We start from the raw sequence: 15,153 nt of genomic DNA on the forward strand, positions 1-15,153 counted from the left end.
TCTATGGCGGCTTCCTGGGGCCGCAGGATCGCACCCGCCTGGATCGCCTGCGCAGGACCGCAGCCGACGATCCCGTCTGGCAGACAGCCAGCTTCGACGACCTGCGGCTGGAAGAACTGGTGTTCCGCTACCGGGCACGCAACTTCCCGGACAGCCTCGGCCCGACCGAGCGGGAACGCTGGGCGCAGTTGCGGGCGGCCCGTTTGCACGAGGGCGCGGGCGGTGGCATGACGGTGGCCCGCTTCCTGGAACGGGTGGATGAGCTGGCCGAGGCGGCTGCGGAACGGGACGACGAGCGCGCCCAGCTGCTGCTGGAGGCACTGGTGGACTATGCGGAGCAGATCGCGCCATCGCACGGCTGAGCGCCGCCTGATCGGGAGTTGCCCGAAGGCAAGGGCACGGCGGCGGTGGCCCGGCTACACTGCCGGCCTTTCGTGCCCCTCCCAGAGTGCCCATGCCTCGTGCCGTCATCACCGGAACCGGTCTCTACGTTCCGCCCCATGTGATCACCAACGCCGAACTGGTGGCGTCCTTCAACGCCTACGTCGAGCGCTTCAACGCCGAGCACGCGGCGGCCATCGAGGCCGGCACGGTCGCGGCCCTGGCCCCGTCCAACGAGGGCTTCATCGAAAAGGCCTCTGGCATCCAGCGCCGCTATGTGATGGAGAAGACCGGGGTGCTCGACCCCGCGCGCATGCGGCCCAAGCTGGCGGAACGTGCCGATGAGCAGCTCTCGCTGATGGCCGAGATCGCTGTGGACGCTGCTCGCCAGGCCCTGGCGGCCGCGGGCCGGCAGGCGGCCGATGTGGACGCGGTGATCTGCGCGGCATCCAACATGCAGCGTGCCTACCCGGCCATGGCCATCGAGATCCAGCAGGCGCTGGGCGCGGGCGGCTACGGCTTCGACATGAACGTGGCCTGCTCCTCGGCCACCTTCGCGATCGAGCAGGCGGTCAACGCCGTGCGCAGCGGCGCCTCGCGCTGCGTGCTGGTGGTCAATCCCGAGATCACCTCGGGCCACCTGGAGTGGAAGGACCGCGACTGCCACTTCATCTTCGGCGACGTCTGCACCGCGGTGCTGATCGAGGCCGACGAGACGGCGGTGGCGGCCGAGCGCTGGGAGGTGCTGGGCACCCGCCTGGCCACCCAGTTCTCGAACAACATCCGCAACAACGCCGGCTTCCTCAACCGCAGCGAGGACAGCGACCCCGAGGCCCGCGACAAGACCTTCCGCCAGGAAGGCCGCAAGGTTTTCAAGGAGGTGGTGCCCATCGCCTCGGCCCACATCGAGGCCCATCTGCAGACGCTGGGCGTGGCGCCCAGCCAAGTGCGCCGCTACTGGCTGCACCAGGCCAATCTGGGCATGAACCAGCTCATTGTCAAGAAGCTGGTGGGCCAGGAGGTGGGGCCGGACCTGGCGCCACTGATCCTGGACGAGTTCGCCAACACCGCCTCGGCCGGGTCCATCATCGCCTTCCACCGGCACCGTGAGGGTGTGCAGGCTGGTGAACTGGGGGTGATCTGCTCCTTCGGCGCGGGCTACTCGGTGGGCAGCGTCATCGTTCGCAAGCAGTGAATTCCCGCCGGCTGTCCCTTGTGGGGGAGGCCGGCGCTGGTGGCATCATCGCCACCTTGGCGGCGCCGACCCGGCGCCAGGCGGCCGGTCATCGCCGGCCATGATCCCGAGGTACCTCCATGCAACGTTCCACCCCCCTTGCGCTGATGCTGGCCCTGTGTGCCGGCTCGGCCCTGGCCGCCGACAACGGCAAGATCAACACCCTGGGCAATGCCAGCGCCAAGGCACCCATCATGAGCCGAGAGGAGCTGCGTGCCTGCTTGAAGCAGCAGGACGCCCTCAAGGTGCGTGCCGATGACGGCAAGGCCAAGCGTGCCCAGCTGGATGTCGAGCGCAAGCAGTTGGAGGCAGACAAGGACGCCATTGCCGCCGAGCATGCCGCGCTGGCTGCCCGGATCGAGAAGACCGCCAGCGACTTCAACGCCAAGGTGGCGGCGCAGTCCAAATCTGTGGAGGAGTTCAACGCCAAGATGGAGGAGTTGAACAAGGCTGCGGCCAAGGGTGACAACGTGGAGCGTCAACGCCAGAAGCTTGAGCGCGAAGGCAAGGTGATTCAGCAGGCCTCGGACGATCTGAACGCCCAGAACAAGACCCTCAACGACCAGATCGCCGCTGACAAGGCGGCCTTTGACGCCAAGAACACCGCCTTCCAGGCCCGGGCAGACGACTGGAATGCCCGCAACCGCACGATGGACACCACCGCGGCGGAGTACGACGCGGACCTGGACGCTTGGAAGAAGCAGTGCGGCGGCCGCAGATACCGAGAGATCGACGAAAAAGTGATCCGTTCGGGTGATTGAACGCCCCTGAGAATACCCTGGCCAAACCCCTGACGGTTTGGCGGGGCAGGGCCGGCAGGGGACAATCGAGGTGTGAAGTACATCGCCCCTGAACTCCTGCTGCCGGCCGGCTCTCTGGCCAAGATGCGCGCCGCCTACGATTTCGGCGCCGATGCCGTTTATGCCGGCCAGCCGCGCTACTCCCTGCGCGCCCGCAACAATGAATTCCGCCTGGAGCAGATCGCCCAGGGCATTGCCGAAGCCCATGCGCGAGGCAAGAAGTTCTTCGTCACCAGCAACCTGATCGCGCACAACGACAAGGTGCGCACCTACCTGCGCGACATCGAACCGGTGATCGCCCTCAAGCCCGATGCGCTGATCATGGCCGACCCCGGGCTCATCATGCAGGTGCACGAGAAGTGGCCCGAGGTGCCCATCCACCTCTCGGTGCAGGCCAACACCACCAACTGGGCCACGGTGAAGTTCTGGCAGAAGATGGGCGTGAGCCGCATCATCCTGTCGCGCGAACTGAGCCTGGACGAGGTGGAGGGCATCCGCAACGAATGCCCGGACATGGAGCTGGAGGTCTTCGTGCACGGCGCGCTGTGCATTGCCTACTCGGGCCGCTGCCTGCTCTCGGGCTATTTCAACCGGCGCGACCCCAACCAGGGCACCTGCACCAATGCCTGCCGCTGGGAATACGGCACCCAGGTTGCCAGCGAACACTCGCCCAGCGGCGAGGCAGTGCCGGTGGGCACACTGGAGCGCGATTTCGACTTTGCCGAGGCCCAGGTCGAGGCGGAGACGAGCTTCTCGACCTGCGGCGGCGGCACCCGCCACCCGGCAGCCGACCGGGTCTACTTCATCGAGGAGAAGGGCCGTCCGGGCGAGCTGATGCCCATCATGGAAGACGAGCATGGCACCTACATCCTGAACAGCAAGGACCTGCGGGCGGTGGAACATGTGGCCCGGCTGTGCCAGATCGGTGTCGATTCGCTGAAGATCGAGGGTCGCACCAAGAGCCTGTACTACGTCGCCCGCACGGCCCAGGTCTACCGCCGCGCCATTGATGATGCGATGGCCGGCAAGCCCTTCAACCCTGAGCTGCTGCTGGAGCTGGAAGGCCTGGCCAACCGTGGCTACACCGGGGGCCTGCTGGAGCGCCGCCCGGCGCAGGACTACCAGAACTACATCAGCGGCCACAGCGAGCTGCACCGCAGCCATTTTGTCGGCGAGGTGCTGGGTGTGCGGGCCGACGGCTGGGCCGAGGTGGAAACCAAGAACCGCTTCGCGGTGGGTGACCGCATCGAGGTGATCCATCCGGCGGGCAATCGCATCTTGACGTTGGAGACCATGCAGAACCCCGAGGGCGAGACCATCCAGGTGGCCCAGGGCAATCCGCTGAAGGTCTTCGTGCCGCTGGGCGGCCCGGTGGACGGCGCCCTGCTGGCCCGCCTGCTCTGACACCTGGCGACCGGCCCCGGGCGGGCCCGGCGCGGGTGCCCCCTGAGGCACTGCGGGTTTGACCGGAGCACAAGGGGCCTGGGGGCGTGCATCGTGGCGACCGGAGGCTGTCCCGCCCTCCGCCGACCTCAACGCCCTGGAGGCTCACGATGCGCACCACCGCCTGCCCTGTCATCCACTTCGAGTTGCCCTACCGGGATGCCGCCCGGGTGTCTGCCTTCTACGAGGCCGTGTTCGGCTGGCAGCTCCAGCCTTTGGGCGCCGAGATGGGCCACTACATCCTGGCCACCACCGCCTCGGAGGACAGCACGCAACCGCAGGCACTGCGCGGTTCGATCAACGGCGGGCTGTATCCCCTGATGCCGGACGCGCCGCTGCAGCAGCCCTCGGTGGTGTTGGGGGTGTCCGACGTGCACCAGGCCATGGCCCGCGTCACCTCGTCCGGTGGACAGGTGCTGGGGGATCCCATGACCATCCCGGGCGTGGGGGACTATGTCGTTTTTGTCGATCCGGAAGGCAACCGACTGAGCATGCTGCAGCCGCTGGCGGGGTGACGCTCGTGCCGTGAGGGGCGTGTGCTGGCACGCGCTTCGCATGCGGGTGCGGACCCCGACAGGAGATGCCCCGATGCAGCCGGCCGCCAGCCCCCACGACTTCCTGCGCTTTCTGGAGAGTCCGGAAGGCATGGCGCTGCGTGCCGGTTTCATGTCCCGGCGGTGCCGCCGTGGAGAGACCTTGTGCGGTCCCGGCACGACCCGCGACGAGGTGCTGGTGCTGCGGCGCGGGCGGGTGAGGGTGCACACCAGCGATGGCCGGCGCGAACTGACTCTGATGTTCCTGGAGCCCGGTGACGTCTTCTCCACCCATACCGGTGCCACGCTGACCGCGGCGGGGGCGGTGGAGCTGCTGGCCATGCCCACGCGCCATTTCGCCCAGGCCCTGGAGGCCGGAGGCACGCCGGCGGTGGTCTCCATCATGCGGGTGCTGGGGCGTCTGCTGGCCCACACGGTGGAGCGCCTGGAGGATCTGGTGTTCCGGGACGTCCACGCGCGGCTGGCCCGCCTGCTGCTGGCGCTGGTGCGGCGCCAGGGGCTGCACCAGCCCTCGGGCGCGTGGCGCTGCCCTCTGCCCTTCACCCTGACCGACTTGGCCGGGGTGCTGGGAAGCAGCCGGCAGAGCGTGTCGGCGGCCTTCTCGGCCCTGGAACGACAGGGGCTGGTCCGGCGGGAGGGGCGGCAGTGGCTGAACATCCCCGATCTGGCCCTGCTGGAATGTCACACCGCAGCCAAAGCGTCGCCCAGTTGACGGACATCGACCGCTCCGGCCGCCTACGCTGCCAGCCTTCTGTCCCGACCCTCGCGAAGGAGGCTTGCGCCCATGTCCACCGCCCACGACCCCGCGGTCGCCGACCGCTACATCAGCTTCAAGGGCATCGATTACGACGGCAACGTGGCCCGGGTGCTGGCCCACCTGGACCGTCGCCGGACCGGCAGCGATGCGCAGGCCGCCCGGCTGATCGACTACATCGATCGCCAGCGGGCCAGCACCCAGGGGGCCCGGCGCGACGACCTGCTGCTGCTGCACAGCCTGGTCAATCCCATCCGGGAGCTGTTCGAACGCCATGCCGACACCTTGGCCCTGGACGATCTGGACCGGCTCGAACGCGAGTGCTTCTAGGATCCACCAGCGCACCGGCCCATGAAAAAAGCCCGCACAGGGCGGGCTTCTCTCGGGGAAGGCGCACCAGGCGCCCGCGTCAGACGCTCTTGGCGACGTCGGCGTATTCCTCGATCTGGTCGAAGTTCATGTACTTGTAGATCTGGTCGGCCTTGGCGGTGATCACACCGGTGGCGGCCAGGTACTCTTCCTTGGTCGGCAGCTTGCCCAGCTTGGAGGCCACGGCCGCCAGTTCGGCCGAGCCCAGGAACACGTTGGTGTTCTTGCCCAGGCGGTTGGGGAAGTTGCGGGTCGAGGTGGAGATCACCGTGGCGCCTTCGCGCACCTGGGCCTGGTTGCCCATGCACAGCGAGCAGCCGGGCATCTCGGTGCGGGCACCGGCGGCGCCGAAGGCGGCGTACTGGCCTTCCTTCATCAGCTCGGAGGCGTCCATCTTGGTCGGCGGAGCCACCCAAAGCTTGACCGGGATGTCACGGGCACCGCCCAGCACCGTGGCGGCCGCGCGGAAGTGACCGATGTTGGTCATGCACGAGCCGATGAAGGCCTCGTCGATCTTGGTGCCGGCCACGTCGGACAGGGTCTTGGCGTCGTCCGGGTCGTTCGGGCAGCAGACGATGGGCTCCTTGATGTCGGCCAGATCGATCTCGATCACGGCGGCGTACTCGGCGTCCTTGTCGGCTTCCAGCAGATCGGGCTTGGCCAGCCAGGCCTCGACCTTCTCGATGCGGCGCTGCAGGGTCTTCGCGTCCTGGTAGCCATCGGCGATCATGTTCTTCATCAGCACGATGTTGGAGCGCAGGTACTCCTTGATCGGCTCGGGGTTGAGCTTGATCGTGCAGCCGGCGGCCGAACGCTCGGCCGAGGCGTCGGACAGCTCGAAGGCCTGTTCCACCTTCAGGTCGGGCAGACCTTCGATTTCCAGGATGCGGCCCGAGAAGATGTTCTTCTTGCCGGCCTTGGCCACGGTCAGCAGACCGGCCTTGATGGCGTACAGCGGGATGGCATGGACCAGGTCACGCAGGGTGACGCCCGGCTGCATGCTGCCCTTGAAGCGCACCAGCACGGATTCGGGCATGTCCAGCGGCATCACGCCGGTGGCGGCGCCGAAGGCCACCAGGCCGGAGCCCGCCGGGAAGGAAATGCCGATCGGGAAGCGGGTGTGGCTGTCGCCGCCGGTGCCCACGGTGTCGGGCAGCAGCAGGCGGTTCAGCCAGCTGTGGATCACGCCGTCGCCCGGGCGCAGGGCCACGCCGCCGCGGCTGCTGATGAAGGGCGGCAGCTCGCGGTGCATCTTGGCGTCCACCGGCTTCGGATAGGCGGCGGTGTGGCAGAAGGACTGCATCACCAGATCGGCCGAGAAGCCCAGGCAGGCCAGGTCCTTCAGCTCGTCGCGGGTCATCGGGCCGGTGGTGTCCTGGCTGCCGACGGTGGTCATCTTGGGCTCGCAGTAGGTGCCCGGGCGGATGCCCTGGCCTTCCGGCAGGCCGCAGGCGCGGCCGACCATCTTCTGGGCCAGCGTGAAGCCCTTGCCGGTGTCCTTGGGGGCCACGGGCAGGCGGAAGGCGGTGGAGGCCGGCAGGCCCAGGAAATCGCGGGCTTTGGCGGTCAGCGAGCGGCCGATGATCAGGTTGATGCGGCCGCCGGCGCGCACTTCGTCCAGCAGCACATCGCTCTTGAGCTTGAACTCGGCGACGGTCTCGCCGTTCTTCACGATCTTGCCGTCATAGGGCAGCACGTCGACCACGTCGCCCATCTCCAGCTTGGAGACATCGACCTCGATCGGCAGCGAGCCGGAGTCTTCCTGCGTGTTGAAGAAGATCGGTGCGATCTTGCCGCCCAGGGTCACGCCGCCGAAGCGCTTGTTCGGCACGAAGGGGATGTCCTGGCCGGTGGCCCAGATCACCGAGTTGGTGGCCGACTTGCGGCTGGAGCCGGTGCCTACCACGTCGCCCACGTAGGCCACGAGATGGCCCTTCTTCTTCAGATCCTCGATGAACTGCATCGGGCCGCGCTTGCCGTCTTCCTCGGGCTTGAAGGCCGCGTCAGGGCGCGTGTTCTTCAGCATGGCCAGGTAGTGCATGGGAATGTCCGGGCGGCTCCAGGCATCCGGGGCCGGGGACAGGTCGTCGGTGTTGGTTTCGCCAGGCACCTTGAAGACGGTGATGGTGATCTTCTTCTCGACCTCGGGGCGGCTGGTGAACCACTCGGCATCGGCCCAGCTCTGGATCACTTCCTTGGCCTTGGCATTGCCGGCCTTGGCCTTGGTGGCCACGTCGTTGAAGTAATCGAACATCAGCAGGGTCTTCTTCAGGCCCGCGGCGGCAACGTCCGCCACTTCGGCGTCGTCCAGCAGTTCGATCAGGGGATGCACGTTGTAGCCGCCCACCATGGTGCCCAGCAGCTCGGTGGCCTTGGCCTTGGAGATCAGGGCGACCTTCACATCACCATGGGCCACGGCGGCCAGGAAGCTGGCCTTGACCTTGGCGGCATCGTCCACGCCCGGGGGCACGCGGTGGGTCAGCAGGTCCAGCAGGAAGGCCTCTTCGCCAGCCGGCGGGTTCTTGATCAGCTCGATCAGCTCGGCCACTTGCTTGGCGTCGAGGGCCAGCGGCGGGATGCCGAGCGCGGCGCGTTCGGCGACATGTTGGCGATAGGCTTGCAGCATGGTGTGCTCTCCAGGGGTGAAACGGAAACGGGGGCGTCAGGCCGCGTGCGGCACGATGACCTTGAGCCCCTTGAAATAGTCGCGAAAGAAGGTGTCGTCGCGGGTGATCAGGGCGTCGCACTGCAACAGGGCATGCGCGCCCACGAGAAAGTCGGGCAGGGTGCGCTCGCGGCTACCGCCGCGCTGGCGATAGCGCCGCTGCATCTCGCCGGCCCGGATGGCCGATTTGGATTCGGTGGCCGAGAAGCGCACGCCCATTTCTTCCAGCACGTCCAGCACCTCGGTGCCGTTGCGCAGGGCGGTGCAGACCTCGGTCAGGGCCACGTCGCAGACCACCACGGGCCCCACGCTGAGCGACTGGCGCAGGCAGGCCTCGGCCGCGTCGGCGGCAGGGCCATCGGCCAGCAGGTCGATCAGCACGGAGGAGTCGATGGCGATCATGGGGGTCAGACGTCCAGGGGATCGCCGGGTGCGCGGCCACGGATGCTGCGCATCGCGTCGTCGGTGTCGGCAAAGCCATCGAGCTTGAAGCGGCCTCGGGCCTTGGAAATGGCGTCGGAGACATCCTTGCGCAGCACGATGCGCGCACCATCGAGCTCCACCTTGAGGACGGTGCCCTTGGTCAGGCCCAGGGCGTCCCGCACCGCCTTGGGCAGGGTGATCTGTCCGCGCTCGGCCACCGTGGCTTCCATCTGCGTCTCCGGGTTGATCCGAAAGATTCGGTATGCATGAATTCTACATACTTCGCCCTGCATGCGCAGCCGCAATGGGGGAGGAGGCTCGGGAACCGGCGAAAAAAAACGGACCCTGAGGGTCCGTTCTTTCGGTGGGCTGACGCCTTACTGTTTGACCTCGGTCTTGGCGACGTTCGGATCCACCAGCAGCGCCTGCTGGGGCGCGCCCTCGGCCGCCTTCTTGGCCTCGAGTTGCTTCTGGCTGACGCACTCGTCCACCAGGCGGCGGCCGGCCTGGGTGTCCATCAGCATGGACTTGTAGGCGATCTGCAGCATCATGGTCTTGCCGCGCACATCTTCCAGGCGCACGGCCCCGGTGGACGACAGCACCGGCTTCATGGTGTAGACGCTCTTGCCGAAGGTCACGTCCACATAACCCTCGTGCTTGGGGTTCATGGTCACATTGACCGTCTGGCTGAACTCGCAGTCGTAGTGGCCGAAATCGACCAGGGCGGCTGCGGCATTTTGGGGACCGTCGGCATCCGGCAGCACCAGCTCGGGTTCGGGCTTGGGGGCGGCCTTGGCATGCGCACTCTTGCTGGCCTTGGCCTTGGCAGGCTGGACGGCGTGAGCAGCCTGGGCGCCCAGCAGGCCCAGCGACAGTGCAACGGTCAGGAACGCACGGATCATGCGTATCACTCCTCGGGGAAACGGTTGGGTAGAAAACAGATGAGATTGTGCGCCTTAAAGCCTGATTTTTCGTGACCTTTGGTGTCATGCGCCCCATGGATCTGTGAAAAAGCGGGCCCGCACCTCGGCCGGCAGCTGCGGTCCTTCGCTGAAGGACGTGCGGTGTGCGCGCTGCAGCACCTGCCAGAAGTAGCGGTAGCTGGCGCGGTCGTGCAGCTGGTCCCGACCCAGATGGCGGTGGCGGATGGGCGCCCAGTCCGCCGCCTGGGCGGCCACCAGAATCTCCGCGGCCTGGTCGATCTCCGCCGCCGTGGGGGAGAAGGCGTCGACGATGGGCCGGATCTGATCGGGGTGGATGCTCCACATCCGCGTGTAGCCCAGCTGCTTGCAGGCCTTCTCGGCGGCCTGCTGCAGCGCGTCGCTGTCCTTGAACTCGGTCACCACGCAGTGGGAGGGCACTTTGCCGGCAGCGTGGCAGGCGGCGGTGATCTCCAACTTGGCGCGCAGCACCAGGGGGTGCTGGAACTGCCCCTCGACACCCATGGCCGACTGCGGAATGGCGCCACGGTGGGCCGAGACGAAGTCCATCAGGCCGAAAGACAGGGATTCGATGCGGGGGTGGGCCGCCATCGCGAACACATCGCGCAAGGCGCCATGGGTCTCGACCAGGGCGTGCAGGGGCAGGGGGCGGCTCAGGCCCGCCTGCGCTGCCAGGGTGTCGATCGCATCAACGGCCTGCTCGAGGTCGGCCAGATGCCGCGGCTTGGGGATCATCAGATAGGCCAGGCGTTCGCCCGCGCGCGGCAGCAGCACCTCCAGCATGGGGACGAAGGCGGGGTGATCCACCGGCACCACCCGCGCGCCGACCCGCCCGAAGCGGTTCTGTGCCGAAGTGGCCAGCTCCGCGATCAGGTGGGCATGTTCGACCTCGCCCCCCACGGGGGCGCCATCCTCGCCGTCCAAGGTCACGTCGAAGACCGGGCCGAGCTCGGCCTGCAGGTCCAGGCTCTTGCGCATGCGGGCCTCGACACCGCAGTAGTGGTCGCAGACGGGCAGATCGGGAACGGCATCGCCTTCCTCGAAGAGCACGTCACGGGGATGGCGGAGCGAGGCGTCGGTCATGGCAGGCAGGTTCGGAGTGGGCATGAAAAAAGCCGGTGGCGCACAGACGCCGACCGGCTTCGCAGCTTAGCGTGCCCTTCGGGAGAAGGGCCGCGGGCATCACAGCAGGTGCTTGACGCCGTCCTTTTCGCCTTCCAGCTCGGCCAGGGTCTTGTCGATGCATTCTTGCGAGAAGGCGTCGATCTCCAGGCCCTCGACGACCTTGTATTCGCCGTTTTCGCAGGTCACCGGGAAGCCGAACATCACGTCCTTGGGGATGCCGTACCAGCCTTGCGAGGGGATGCCCATCGTGACCCACTGGCCGTTGGTGCCCAGGGCCCAGTCGCGCATGTGGTCGATGGCGGCGTTGGCGGCCGAGGCGGCCGACGACAGGCCGCGGGCGGCGATGATGGCGGCACCACGCTTGCCCACGGTGGGCAGGAACACGTCCTTGTTCCAGACCTGGTCGTTGATGGTGTCCTTGACGGACTTGCCGTTCACGGTGGCGAAGCGGTAGTCAGCGTACATGGTGGGCGAGTGGTTGCCCCACACGGCCAGCTTCTGGATGTCGCCCACGGCGCAGCCGATCTTGGCGGCGATCTGAGAGGCGGCGCGGTTGTGGTCCAGGCGCAGCATGGCGGTGAAGTTGCCCGGCTTCAGGTCCGGAGCCGACTTCATGGCGATGTAGGCGTTGGTGTTGGCGGGGTTGCCGACGACCAGCACCTTGACGTTGCGCGAGGCCACGGCGTTCAGGGCCTTGCCCTGGGCGGTGAAGATCTGGGCGTTGGCGGCCAGCAGATCGGCGCGCTCCATGCCGGGGCCGCGGGGACGGGCGCCGACCAGCAGGGCGTAGTCGGTGTCCTTGAAGGCAGTCATCGGGTCGCTGTGGGCCTCGATGCCGGCCAGCAGCGGGAAGGCGCAGTCTTCCAGTTCCATGATCACGCCCTTGAGCGCGTTCTGGGCCTTCTCGTCCGGGATCTCCAGCAGTTGCAGGATCACGGGCTGGTCCTTGCCCAGCATCTCGCCGGAAGCGATGCGGAACAGCAGGGCGTAGCCGATCTGGCCTGCGGCGCCGGTCACGGCCACGCGCACGGGTTTCTTGCTCATGTGGAAATCTCCGAGGAAGGGTAGGGGAGCGGAATGGGTCGCGTGGCAGGGTCTTCCGACTGCGCGGACGGGCCGTGTCGCCACCGGCACTCTGTGAGTGGCGCGCACGCGTTGCAAGCGCGCACCGGGCATGAGTGTAGCTCGCAAGTCTAGGGGGGTGTTGACCCTCGGTCAAGAATCTTATGTCTTATATAAGACAACTCGCGATTGCGATGGACGACCGGCTCCGCGTGTGCTGCAATGCCGCCCCATGCCTGCCTTGCCTGCCCCTGATTCCATGGACGCCGCGCCCGCCGCTGCCTCCGCGGGGCCGGCCTTCAGCCCGCTCTATCGTCAGATCAAGGCCTTGCTGGTCAAGAGTCTCAACAGCGGCGAGTGGAAGCCGGGTGAACTGATCCCCAGCGAGCAGGAGCTCGCCTCGCGCTTTGGCGTCAGCCAGGGCACGGTGCGCAAGGCCATTGACGAGATGGCCATGGAGAACCTGCTGACCCGCCGTCAGGGTCGGGGGACCTTCGTGGCCACGCACACCGAGCAGAACATCCAGTACCGCTTCCTGCGTCTGGCGCCCGATAAGGGCCCGGCCAGCGGCATGGCGCGGCACTTCATGGATTGCCGCCGCATGCGGGCGCCCGCCGAGGTGGCCCGGGCGCTGGAGCTCAAGCCGGGCGACAGCGTGCTGCAGATCCATCGCACCCTGTCGCGCATGGGCCGGCCGGTGGTGCTTGACGAGATCTGGCTGCCCGCGGCGCCCTTCAAGGGGCTCACCGCTGAGCGGCTGGCCCAGTATGCGGGGCCCATGTACGGCCTGTTCGAGACCGAGTTCGGTGTACGGATGATCCGGGCCGAGGAAAAGATCCGCGCCGTGACCGCCGATGCCCGGACCGCGGAAATCCTCCAGGTGGCGATCGGGGCACCGCTGCTGAATGTGGAGCGGCTGTCCCACACCTATCACGACAAGCCGGTGGAACTGCGCCGAGGCTGGTATGACACCAGCGCCCACTACTACAGGAACGAGCTCAATTGAAAACCTGTGATGTTCGCTGGGCCTCCGGAAAGGCCCCTGAAAGCCTGGTGCGTTGCAATAAAATCATTCGGTTTCGCTGAGGTTACAAGGGCCTCAACGTCCCGCGCTCTCCTCTGAAATTCTCGTTTCGGCAAGAGACAACCACAACCAGGACTGACACAACCAGGACAGACGCCATGGCAGATACGCTCAAGCAACGTCCGGAGTTCCGCAACATCCATGTGACGGAAATCCGCAACTACCGGCTCCCTCCAGCCGGCATCGTTTCCATCCTGCACCGCGTCAGCGGCGCCATCCTGTTCGTGCTGCTGCCCTTCGTGGTGTGGCTGTTCGATGTCAGCGTGACCTCCGAAGTCTCGTTCGAATCCTTCCGCAGCGCCTTCGTGGCCGGCATCGGTTTCGTCCCGGGCTGGTTCGTCAAGCTGGTGTGCCTGGGCCTGATCTGGGGCTATCTGCACCACTTCACTGCCGGCGTGCGCCATCTCTGGATGGACGCCACCCACAGCGTCACCAAGGAACAGGGCCGCTCGTCGGCCATTGCGACCCTGGTGATCAGCCTGGGCCTGACCGTGCTGCTGGGCGCCAAGCTCTTCGGCCTGTACTGATCGGAGTTCTCCGCAAATGGCAATCAACTACGGAAGCAAGCGCACCGTCGTCGGTGCGCACTATGGTCTGCGCGACTGGCTGGCCCAGCGCGTCACGGCAGTGCTGATGGCGCTGTTCACGGTGGTCCTGCTGGTGCAGGTGCTGCTGCCCGGTGAACTGGGCTACGACAAGTGGGCTGGCATCTTCTCGGCCCAATGGATGAAGTTCCTGACCTTCACGGTCATCGTGGCGCTTGCCTACCACGCGTGGGTGGGTGTGCGCGATATCTGGATGGACTACATCAAGCCGGTGGGTCTGCGCCTGGCGCTGCAGGTCTTCTCCATCGTCTGGCTGGTGGGCTGTGCCGGCTGGGCTGTTCAAGTGCTCTGGAGGCTGTAAGCAAAATGGCACAGACCAACAATATTTCCAAGCGCAAGTTCGACGTTGTCATTGTCGGTGCCGGTGGTTCCGGCATGCGCGCCTCGCTGCAACTGGCCAAGGCTGGCCTGAACGTGGCGGTTCTGTCCAAGGTGTTCCCGACCCGCTCCCACACCGTGGCAGCGCAGGGCGGCATCGGTGCCTCGCTGGGCAACATGTCCGAGGACAACTGGCACTACCACTTCTACGACACCATCAAGGGCTCGGACTGGCTGGGTGACCAGGACGCCATCGAGTTCATGTGCCGTGAAGCACCGAAGGTCGTCTACGAACTGGAGCACTTCGGCATGCCGTTCGACCGCAATGCGGACGGCACCATCTACCAGCGCCCCTTCGGCGGCCACACCGCCAACTACGGCGAGAAGCCGGTTCAGCGCGCCTGCGCCGCGGCCGACCGCACCGGCCACGCTCTGTTGCACACCCTGTACCAGCAGAATGTCCGTGCCCGCACCAACTTCTTCGTCGAATGGATGGCGCTGGACCTGATCCGCGACGCCGACGGCGACGTGGTGGGCGTGACCGCGCTGGAGCTGGAAACCGGCGACATCCACATCCTCGAAGCCAAGATCGTGCTGCTGGCCACCGGGGGTGCCGGCCGCATCTTCCAGGCCTCCACCAACGCCTTCATCAACACCGGTGACGGCCTGGGCATGGCGGCACGCGCCGGCATCCCGCTGCAGGACATGGAGTTCTGGCAGTTCCACCCGACCGGCGTGGCCGGCGCGGGCGTGCTGCTGACCGAAGGCTGCCGTGGCGAAGGCGCCATCCTGCGCAACGCCAATGGCGAGCGCTTCATGGAACGCTACGCCCCGACGCTGAAGGACCTGGCACCGCGTGACTTTGTCTCGCGCTGCATGGACCAGGAGATCAAGGAAGGTCGCGGCTGTGGTCCCAACAAGGACTACGTGGTCCTGGACATGACCCACCTGGGTGCCGAGACCATCCTGAAGCGTCTGCCCTCGGTGTTCGAGATCGGCCACAACTTCGCCAACGTCGACATCACCAAGGAGCCCATCCCCGTGGTACCGACCATCCACTACCAGATGGGCGGCATCCCGACCAACATCCATGGTCAGGTGTCGGTGCCCAAGGGCGACGACCACCGCAGCCCGATCCCGGGTCTGTATGCCGTGGGCGAATGCTCCTGCGTGTCGGTGCACGGTGCCAACCGCCTGGGCACCAACTCGCTGCTGGACCTGGTGGTCTTCGGCCGCGCCGCGGGCAACCACATCGTCGAGTCGCTCAAGAGCGAGCCCAAGGCCCACAAGCCGCTGCCGGCCGACGCGGCCGACAAGACCCTGGCCCGCCTGGCGCGCCTGGAGTCCAGCACCTCCGGCGAGTACGCGCAGACCGTGGCGAACGACCTGCGTGCC

General features: G+C 66.8%; 16 protein-coding genes and 1 pseudogene. 11 read left to right on the forward strand and 6 right to left on the reverse strand.

Annotated features, from left to right (window positions below; all coding sequences use genetic code 11):
• The 7 genes and pseudogenes from sbcB to cowN all read left to right on the forward strand — a co-directional run.
• Positions 1–362, forward strand: a pseudogene (gene sbcB, locus I73_RS28510) (exodeoxyribonuclease I); the annotation flags it as partial.
• Positions 363–454: 92 nt separating this feature from the next.
• Positions 455–1,576 carry a beta-ketoacyl-ACP synthase III gene (locus I73_RS16525; protein ID WP_022981630.1) on the forward strand — a complete coding sequence of 374 codons (1,122 nt, stop codon included), beginning with the start codon at positions 455–457 and terminating at the stop codon, positions 1,574–1,576.
• Positions 1,577–1,695: 119 nt separating this feature from the next.
• Positions 1,696–2,376: a hypothetical protein gene (locus I73_RS16530; protein WP_148289819.1), complete on the forward strand. Its 681-nt coding sequence runs from the start codon at positions 1,696–1,698 to the stop codon at positions 2,374–2,376.
• Between the two features lie 123 nt (positions 2,377–2,499).
• Positions 2,500–3,819, forward strand: a complete 1,320-nt coding sequence (gene yegQ / locus I73_RS16535) for a tRNA 5-hydroxyuridine modification protein YegQ (RefSeq protein WP_234409530.1) — start codon at positions 2,500–2,502, stop codon at positions 3,817–3,819.
• Between the two features lie 149 nt (positions 3,820–3,968).
• Positions 3,969–4,373, forward strand: a complete 405-nt coding sequence (locus tag I73_RS16540) for a VOC family protein (RefSeq protein ID WP_022981633.1) — start codon at positions 3,969–3,971, stop codon at positions 4,371–4,373.
• Positions 4,374–4,446: 73 nt separating this feature from the next.
• Complete coding sequence (locus I73_RS28515) at positions 4,447–5,124, forward strand: Crp/Fnr family transcriptional regulator (RefSeq protein ID WP_022981634.1); 678 nt, start codon at positions 4,447–4,449, stop codon at positions 5,122–5,124.
• 72 nt (positions 5,125–5,196) lie between these two features.
• A complete protein-coding gene (gene cowN, locus I73_RS16550) occupies positions 5,197–5,496 on the forward strand; it encodes a N(2)-fixation sustaining protein CowN (RefSeq protein WP_022981635.1) in 300 nt (99 codons plus the stop codon).
• Positions 5,497–5,575: 79 nt separating this feature from the next.
• On the opposite strand, the gene acnB is transcribed toward cowN, so the two are convergent.
• The 6 genes from acnB to I73_RS16580 all read right to left on the reverse strand — a co-directional run bounded on the left by acnB (position 5,576) and on the right by I73_RS16580 (position 11,733).
• The gene (acnB, locus tag I73_RS16555) at positions 5,576–8,161 is read right to left on the reverse strand and encodes a bifunctional aconitate hydratase 2/2-methylisocitrate dehydratase (protein ID WP_022981636.1); all 2,586 of its coding nucleotides are present in this window, start codon (positions 8,159–8,161) and stop codon (positions 5,576–5,578) included.
• Positions 8,162–8,197: 36 nt separating this feature from the next.
• Positions 8,198–8,602, reverse strand: coding sequence for a type II toxin-antitoxin system VapC family toxin (locus tag I73_RS16560; RefSeq protein ID WP_022981637.1), 405 nt, complete (start codon positions 8,600–8,602; stop codon positions 8,198–8,200).
• 5 nt (positions 8,603–8,607) lie between these two features.
• Positions 8,608–8,853: an AbrB/MazE/SpoVT family DNA-binding domain-containing protein gene (locus I73_RS16565; protein WP_022981638.1), complete on the reverse strand. Its 246-nt coding sequence runs from the start codon at positions 8,851–8,853 to the stop codon at positions 8,608–8,610.
• A gap of 147 nt (positions 8,854–9,000) precedes the next feature.
• The gene (locus I73_RS30995; RefSeq protein WP_022981639.1) at positions 9,001–9,525 is read right to left on the reverse strand and encodes a hypothetical protein; all 525 of its coding nucleotides are present in this window, start codon (positions 9,523–9,525) and stop codon (positions 9,001–9,003) included.
• Between the two features lie 84 nt (positions 9,526–9,609).
• A complete protein-coding gene (locus tag I73_RS16575) occupies positions 9,610–10,671 on the reverse strand; it encodes a CoA ester lyase (protein ID WP_374701961.1) in 1,062 nt (353 codons plus the stop codon).
• 75 nt (positions 10,672–10,746) lie between these two features.
• The gene (locus tag I73_RS16580; protein WP_022981641.1) at positions 10,747–11,733 is read right to left on the reverse strand and encodes a malate dehydrogenase; all 987 of its coding nucleotides are present in this window, start codon (positions 11,731–11,733) and stop codon (positions 10,747–10,749) included.
• A gap of 250 nt (positions 11,734–11,983) precedes the next feature.
• On the opposite strand from I73_RS16580, the gene I73_RS16585 reads away from it, so the two are divergent.
• The 4 genes from I73_RS16585 to sdhA all read left to right on the forward strand — a co-directional run.
• Positions 11,984–12,757 carry a GntR family transcriptional regulator gene (locus tag I73_RS16585; RefSeq protein ID WP_026096846.1) on the forward strand — a complete coding sequence of 258 codons (774 nt, stop codon included), beginning with the start codon at positions 11,984–11,986 and terminating at the stop codon, positions 12,755–12,757.
• A gap of 176 nt (positions 12,758–12,933) precedes the next feature.
• Positions 12,934–13,362: a succinate dehydrogenase, cytochrome b556 subunit gene (sdhC, locus tag I73_RS16590; RefSeq protein WP_022981643.1), complete on the forward strand. Its 429-nt coding sequence runs from the start codon at positions 12,934–12,936 to the stop codon at positions 13,360–13,362.
• Between the two features lie 16 nt (positions 13,363–13,378).
• Positions 13,379–13,741, forward strand: coding sequence for a succinate dehydrogenase, hydrophobic membrane anchor protein (gene sdhD, locus I73_RS16595; RefSeq protein ID WP_022981644.1), 363 nt, complete (start codon positions 13,379–13,381; stop codon positions 13,739–13,741).
• A gap of 5 nt (positions 13,742–13,746) precedes the next feature.
• Positions 13,747–15,153 (forward strand): succinate dehydrogenase flavoprotein subunit (gene sdhA / locus I73_RS16600; RefSeq protein WP_022981645.1); only part of this gene is annotated, 1,407 nt, incomplete at its 3' end.

Source organism: Ideonella sp. B508-1 (genome assembly GCF_000333615.1).
GTDB lineage: Bacteria > Pseudomonadota > Gammaproteobacteria > Burkholderiales > Burkholderiaceae_C > Ideonella.

Excerpts from the sequence above, each read along its gene's own strand:
- I73_RS16525 (WP_022981630.1), top strand. The coding sequence starts at position 455 with ATGCCTCGTGCCGTCATCACCGGAACCGGTCTCTACGTTCCGCCCCAT.
- I73_RS16530 (WP_148289819.1), top strand. The coding sequence starts at position 1,696 with ATGCAACGTTCCACCCCCCTTGCGCTGATGCTGGCCCTGTGTGCCGGC.
- yegQ (WP_234409530.1), top strand. The coding sequence starts at position 2,500 with ATGCGCGCCGCCTACGATTTCGGCGCCGATGCCGTTTATGCCGGCCAG.
- I73_RS16540 (WP_022981633.1), top strand. The coding sequence starts at position 3,969 with ATGCGCACCACCGCCTGCCCTGTCATCCACTTCGAGTTGCCCTACCGG.
- I73_RS28515 (WP_022981634.1), top strand. The coding sequence starts at position 4,447 with ATGCAGCCGGCCGCCAGCCCCCACGACTTCCTGCGCTTTCTGGAGAGT.
- cowN (WP_022981635.1), top strand. The coding sequence starts at position 5,197 with ATGTCCACCGCCCACGACCCCGCGGTCGCCGACCGCTACATCAGCTTC.
- acnB (WP_022981636.1), bottom strand. The coding sequence starts at position 8,161 with ATGCTGCAAGCCTATCGCCAACATGTCGCCGAACGCGCCGCGCTCGGC.
- I73_RS16560 (WP_022981637.1), bottom strand. The coding sequence starts at position 8,602 with ATGATCGCCATCGACTCCTCCGTGCTGATCGACCTGCTGGCCGATGGC.
- I73_RS16565 (WP_022981638.1), bottom strand. The coding sequence starts at position 8,853 with ATGGAAGCCACGGTGGCCGAGCGCGGACAGATCACCCTGCCCAAGGCG.
- I73_RS30995 (WP_022981639.1), bottom strand. The coding sequence starts at position 9,525 with ATGATCCGTGCGTTCCTGACCGTTGCACTGTCGCTGGGCCTGCTGGGC.
- I73_RS16575 (WP_374701961.1), bottom strand. The coding sequence starts at position 10,671 with ATGCCCACTCCGAACCTGCCTGCCATGACCGACGCCTCGCTCCGCCAT.
- I73_RS16580 (WP_022981641.1), bottom strand. The coding sequence starts at position 11,733 with ATGAGCAAGAAACCCGTGCGCGTGGCCGTGACCGGCGCCGCAGGCCAG.
- I73_RS16585 (WP_026096846.1), top strand. The coding sequence starts at position 11,984 with ATGCCTGCCTTGCCTGCCCCTGATTCCATGGACGCCGCGCCCGCCGCT.
- sdhC (WP_022981643.1), top strand. The coding sequence starts at position 12,934 with ATGGCAGATACGCTCAAGCAACGTCCGGAGTTCCGCAACATCCATGTG.
- sdhD (WP_022981644.1), top strand. The coding sequence starts at position 13,379 with ATGGCAATCAACTACGGAAGCAAGCGCACCGTCGTCGGTGCGCACTAT.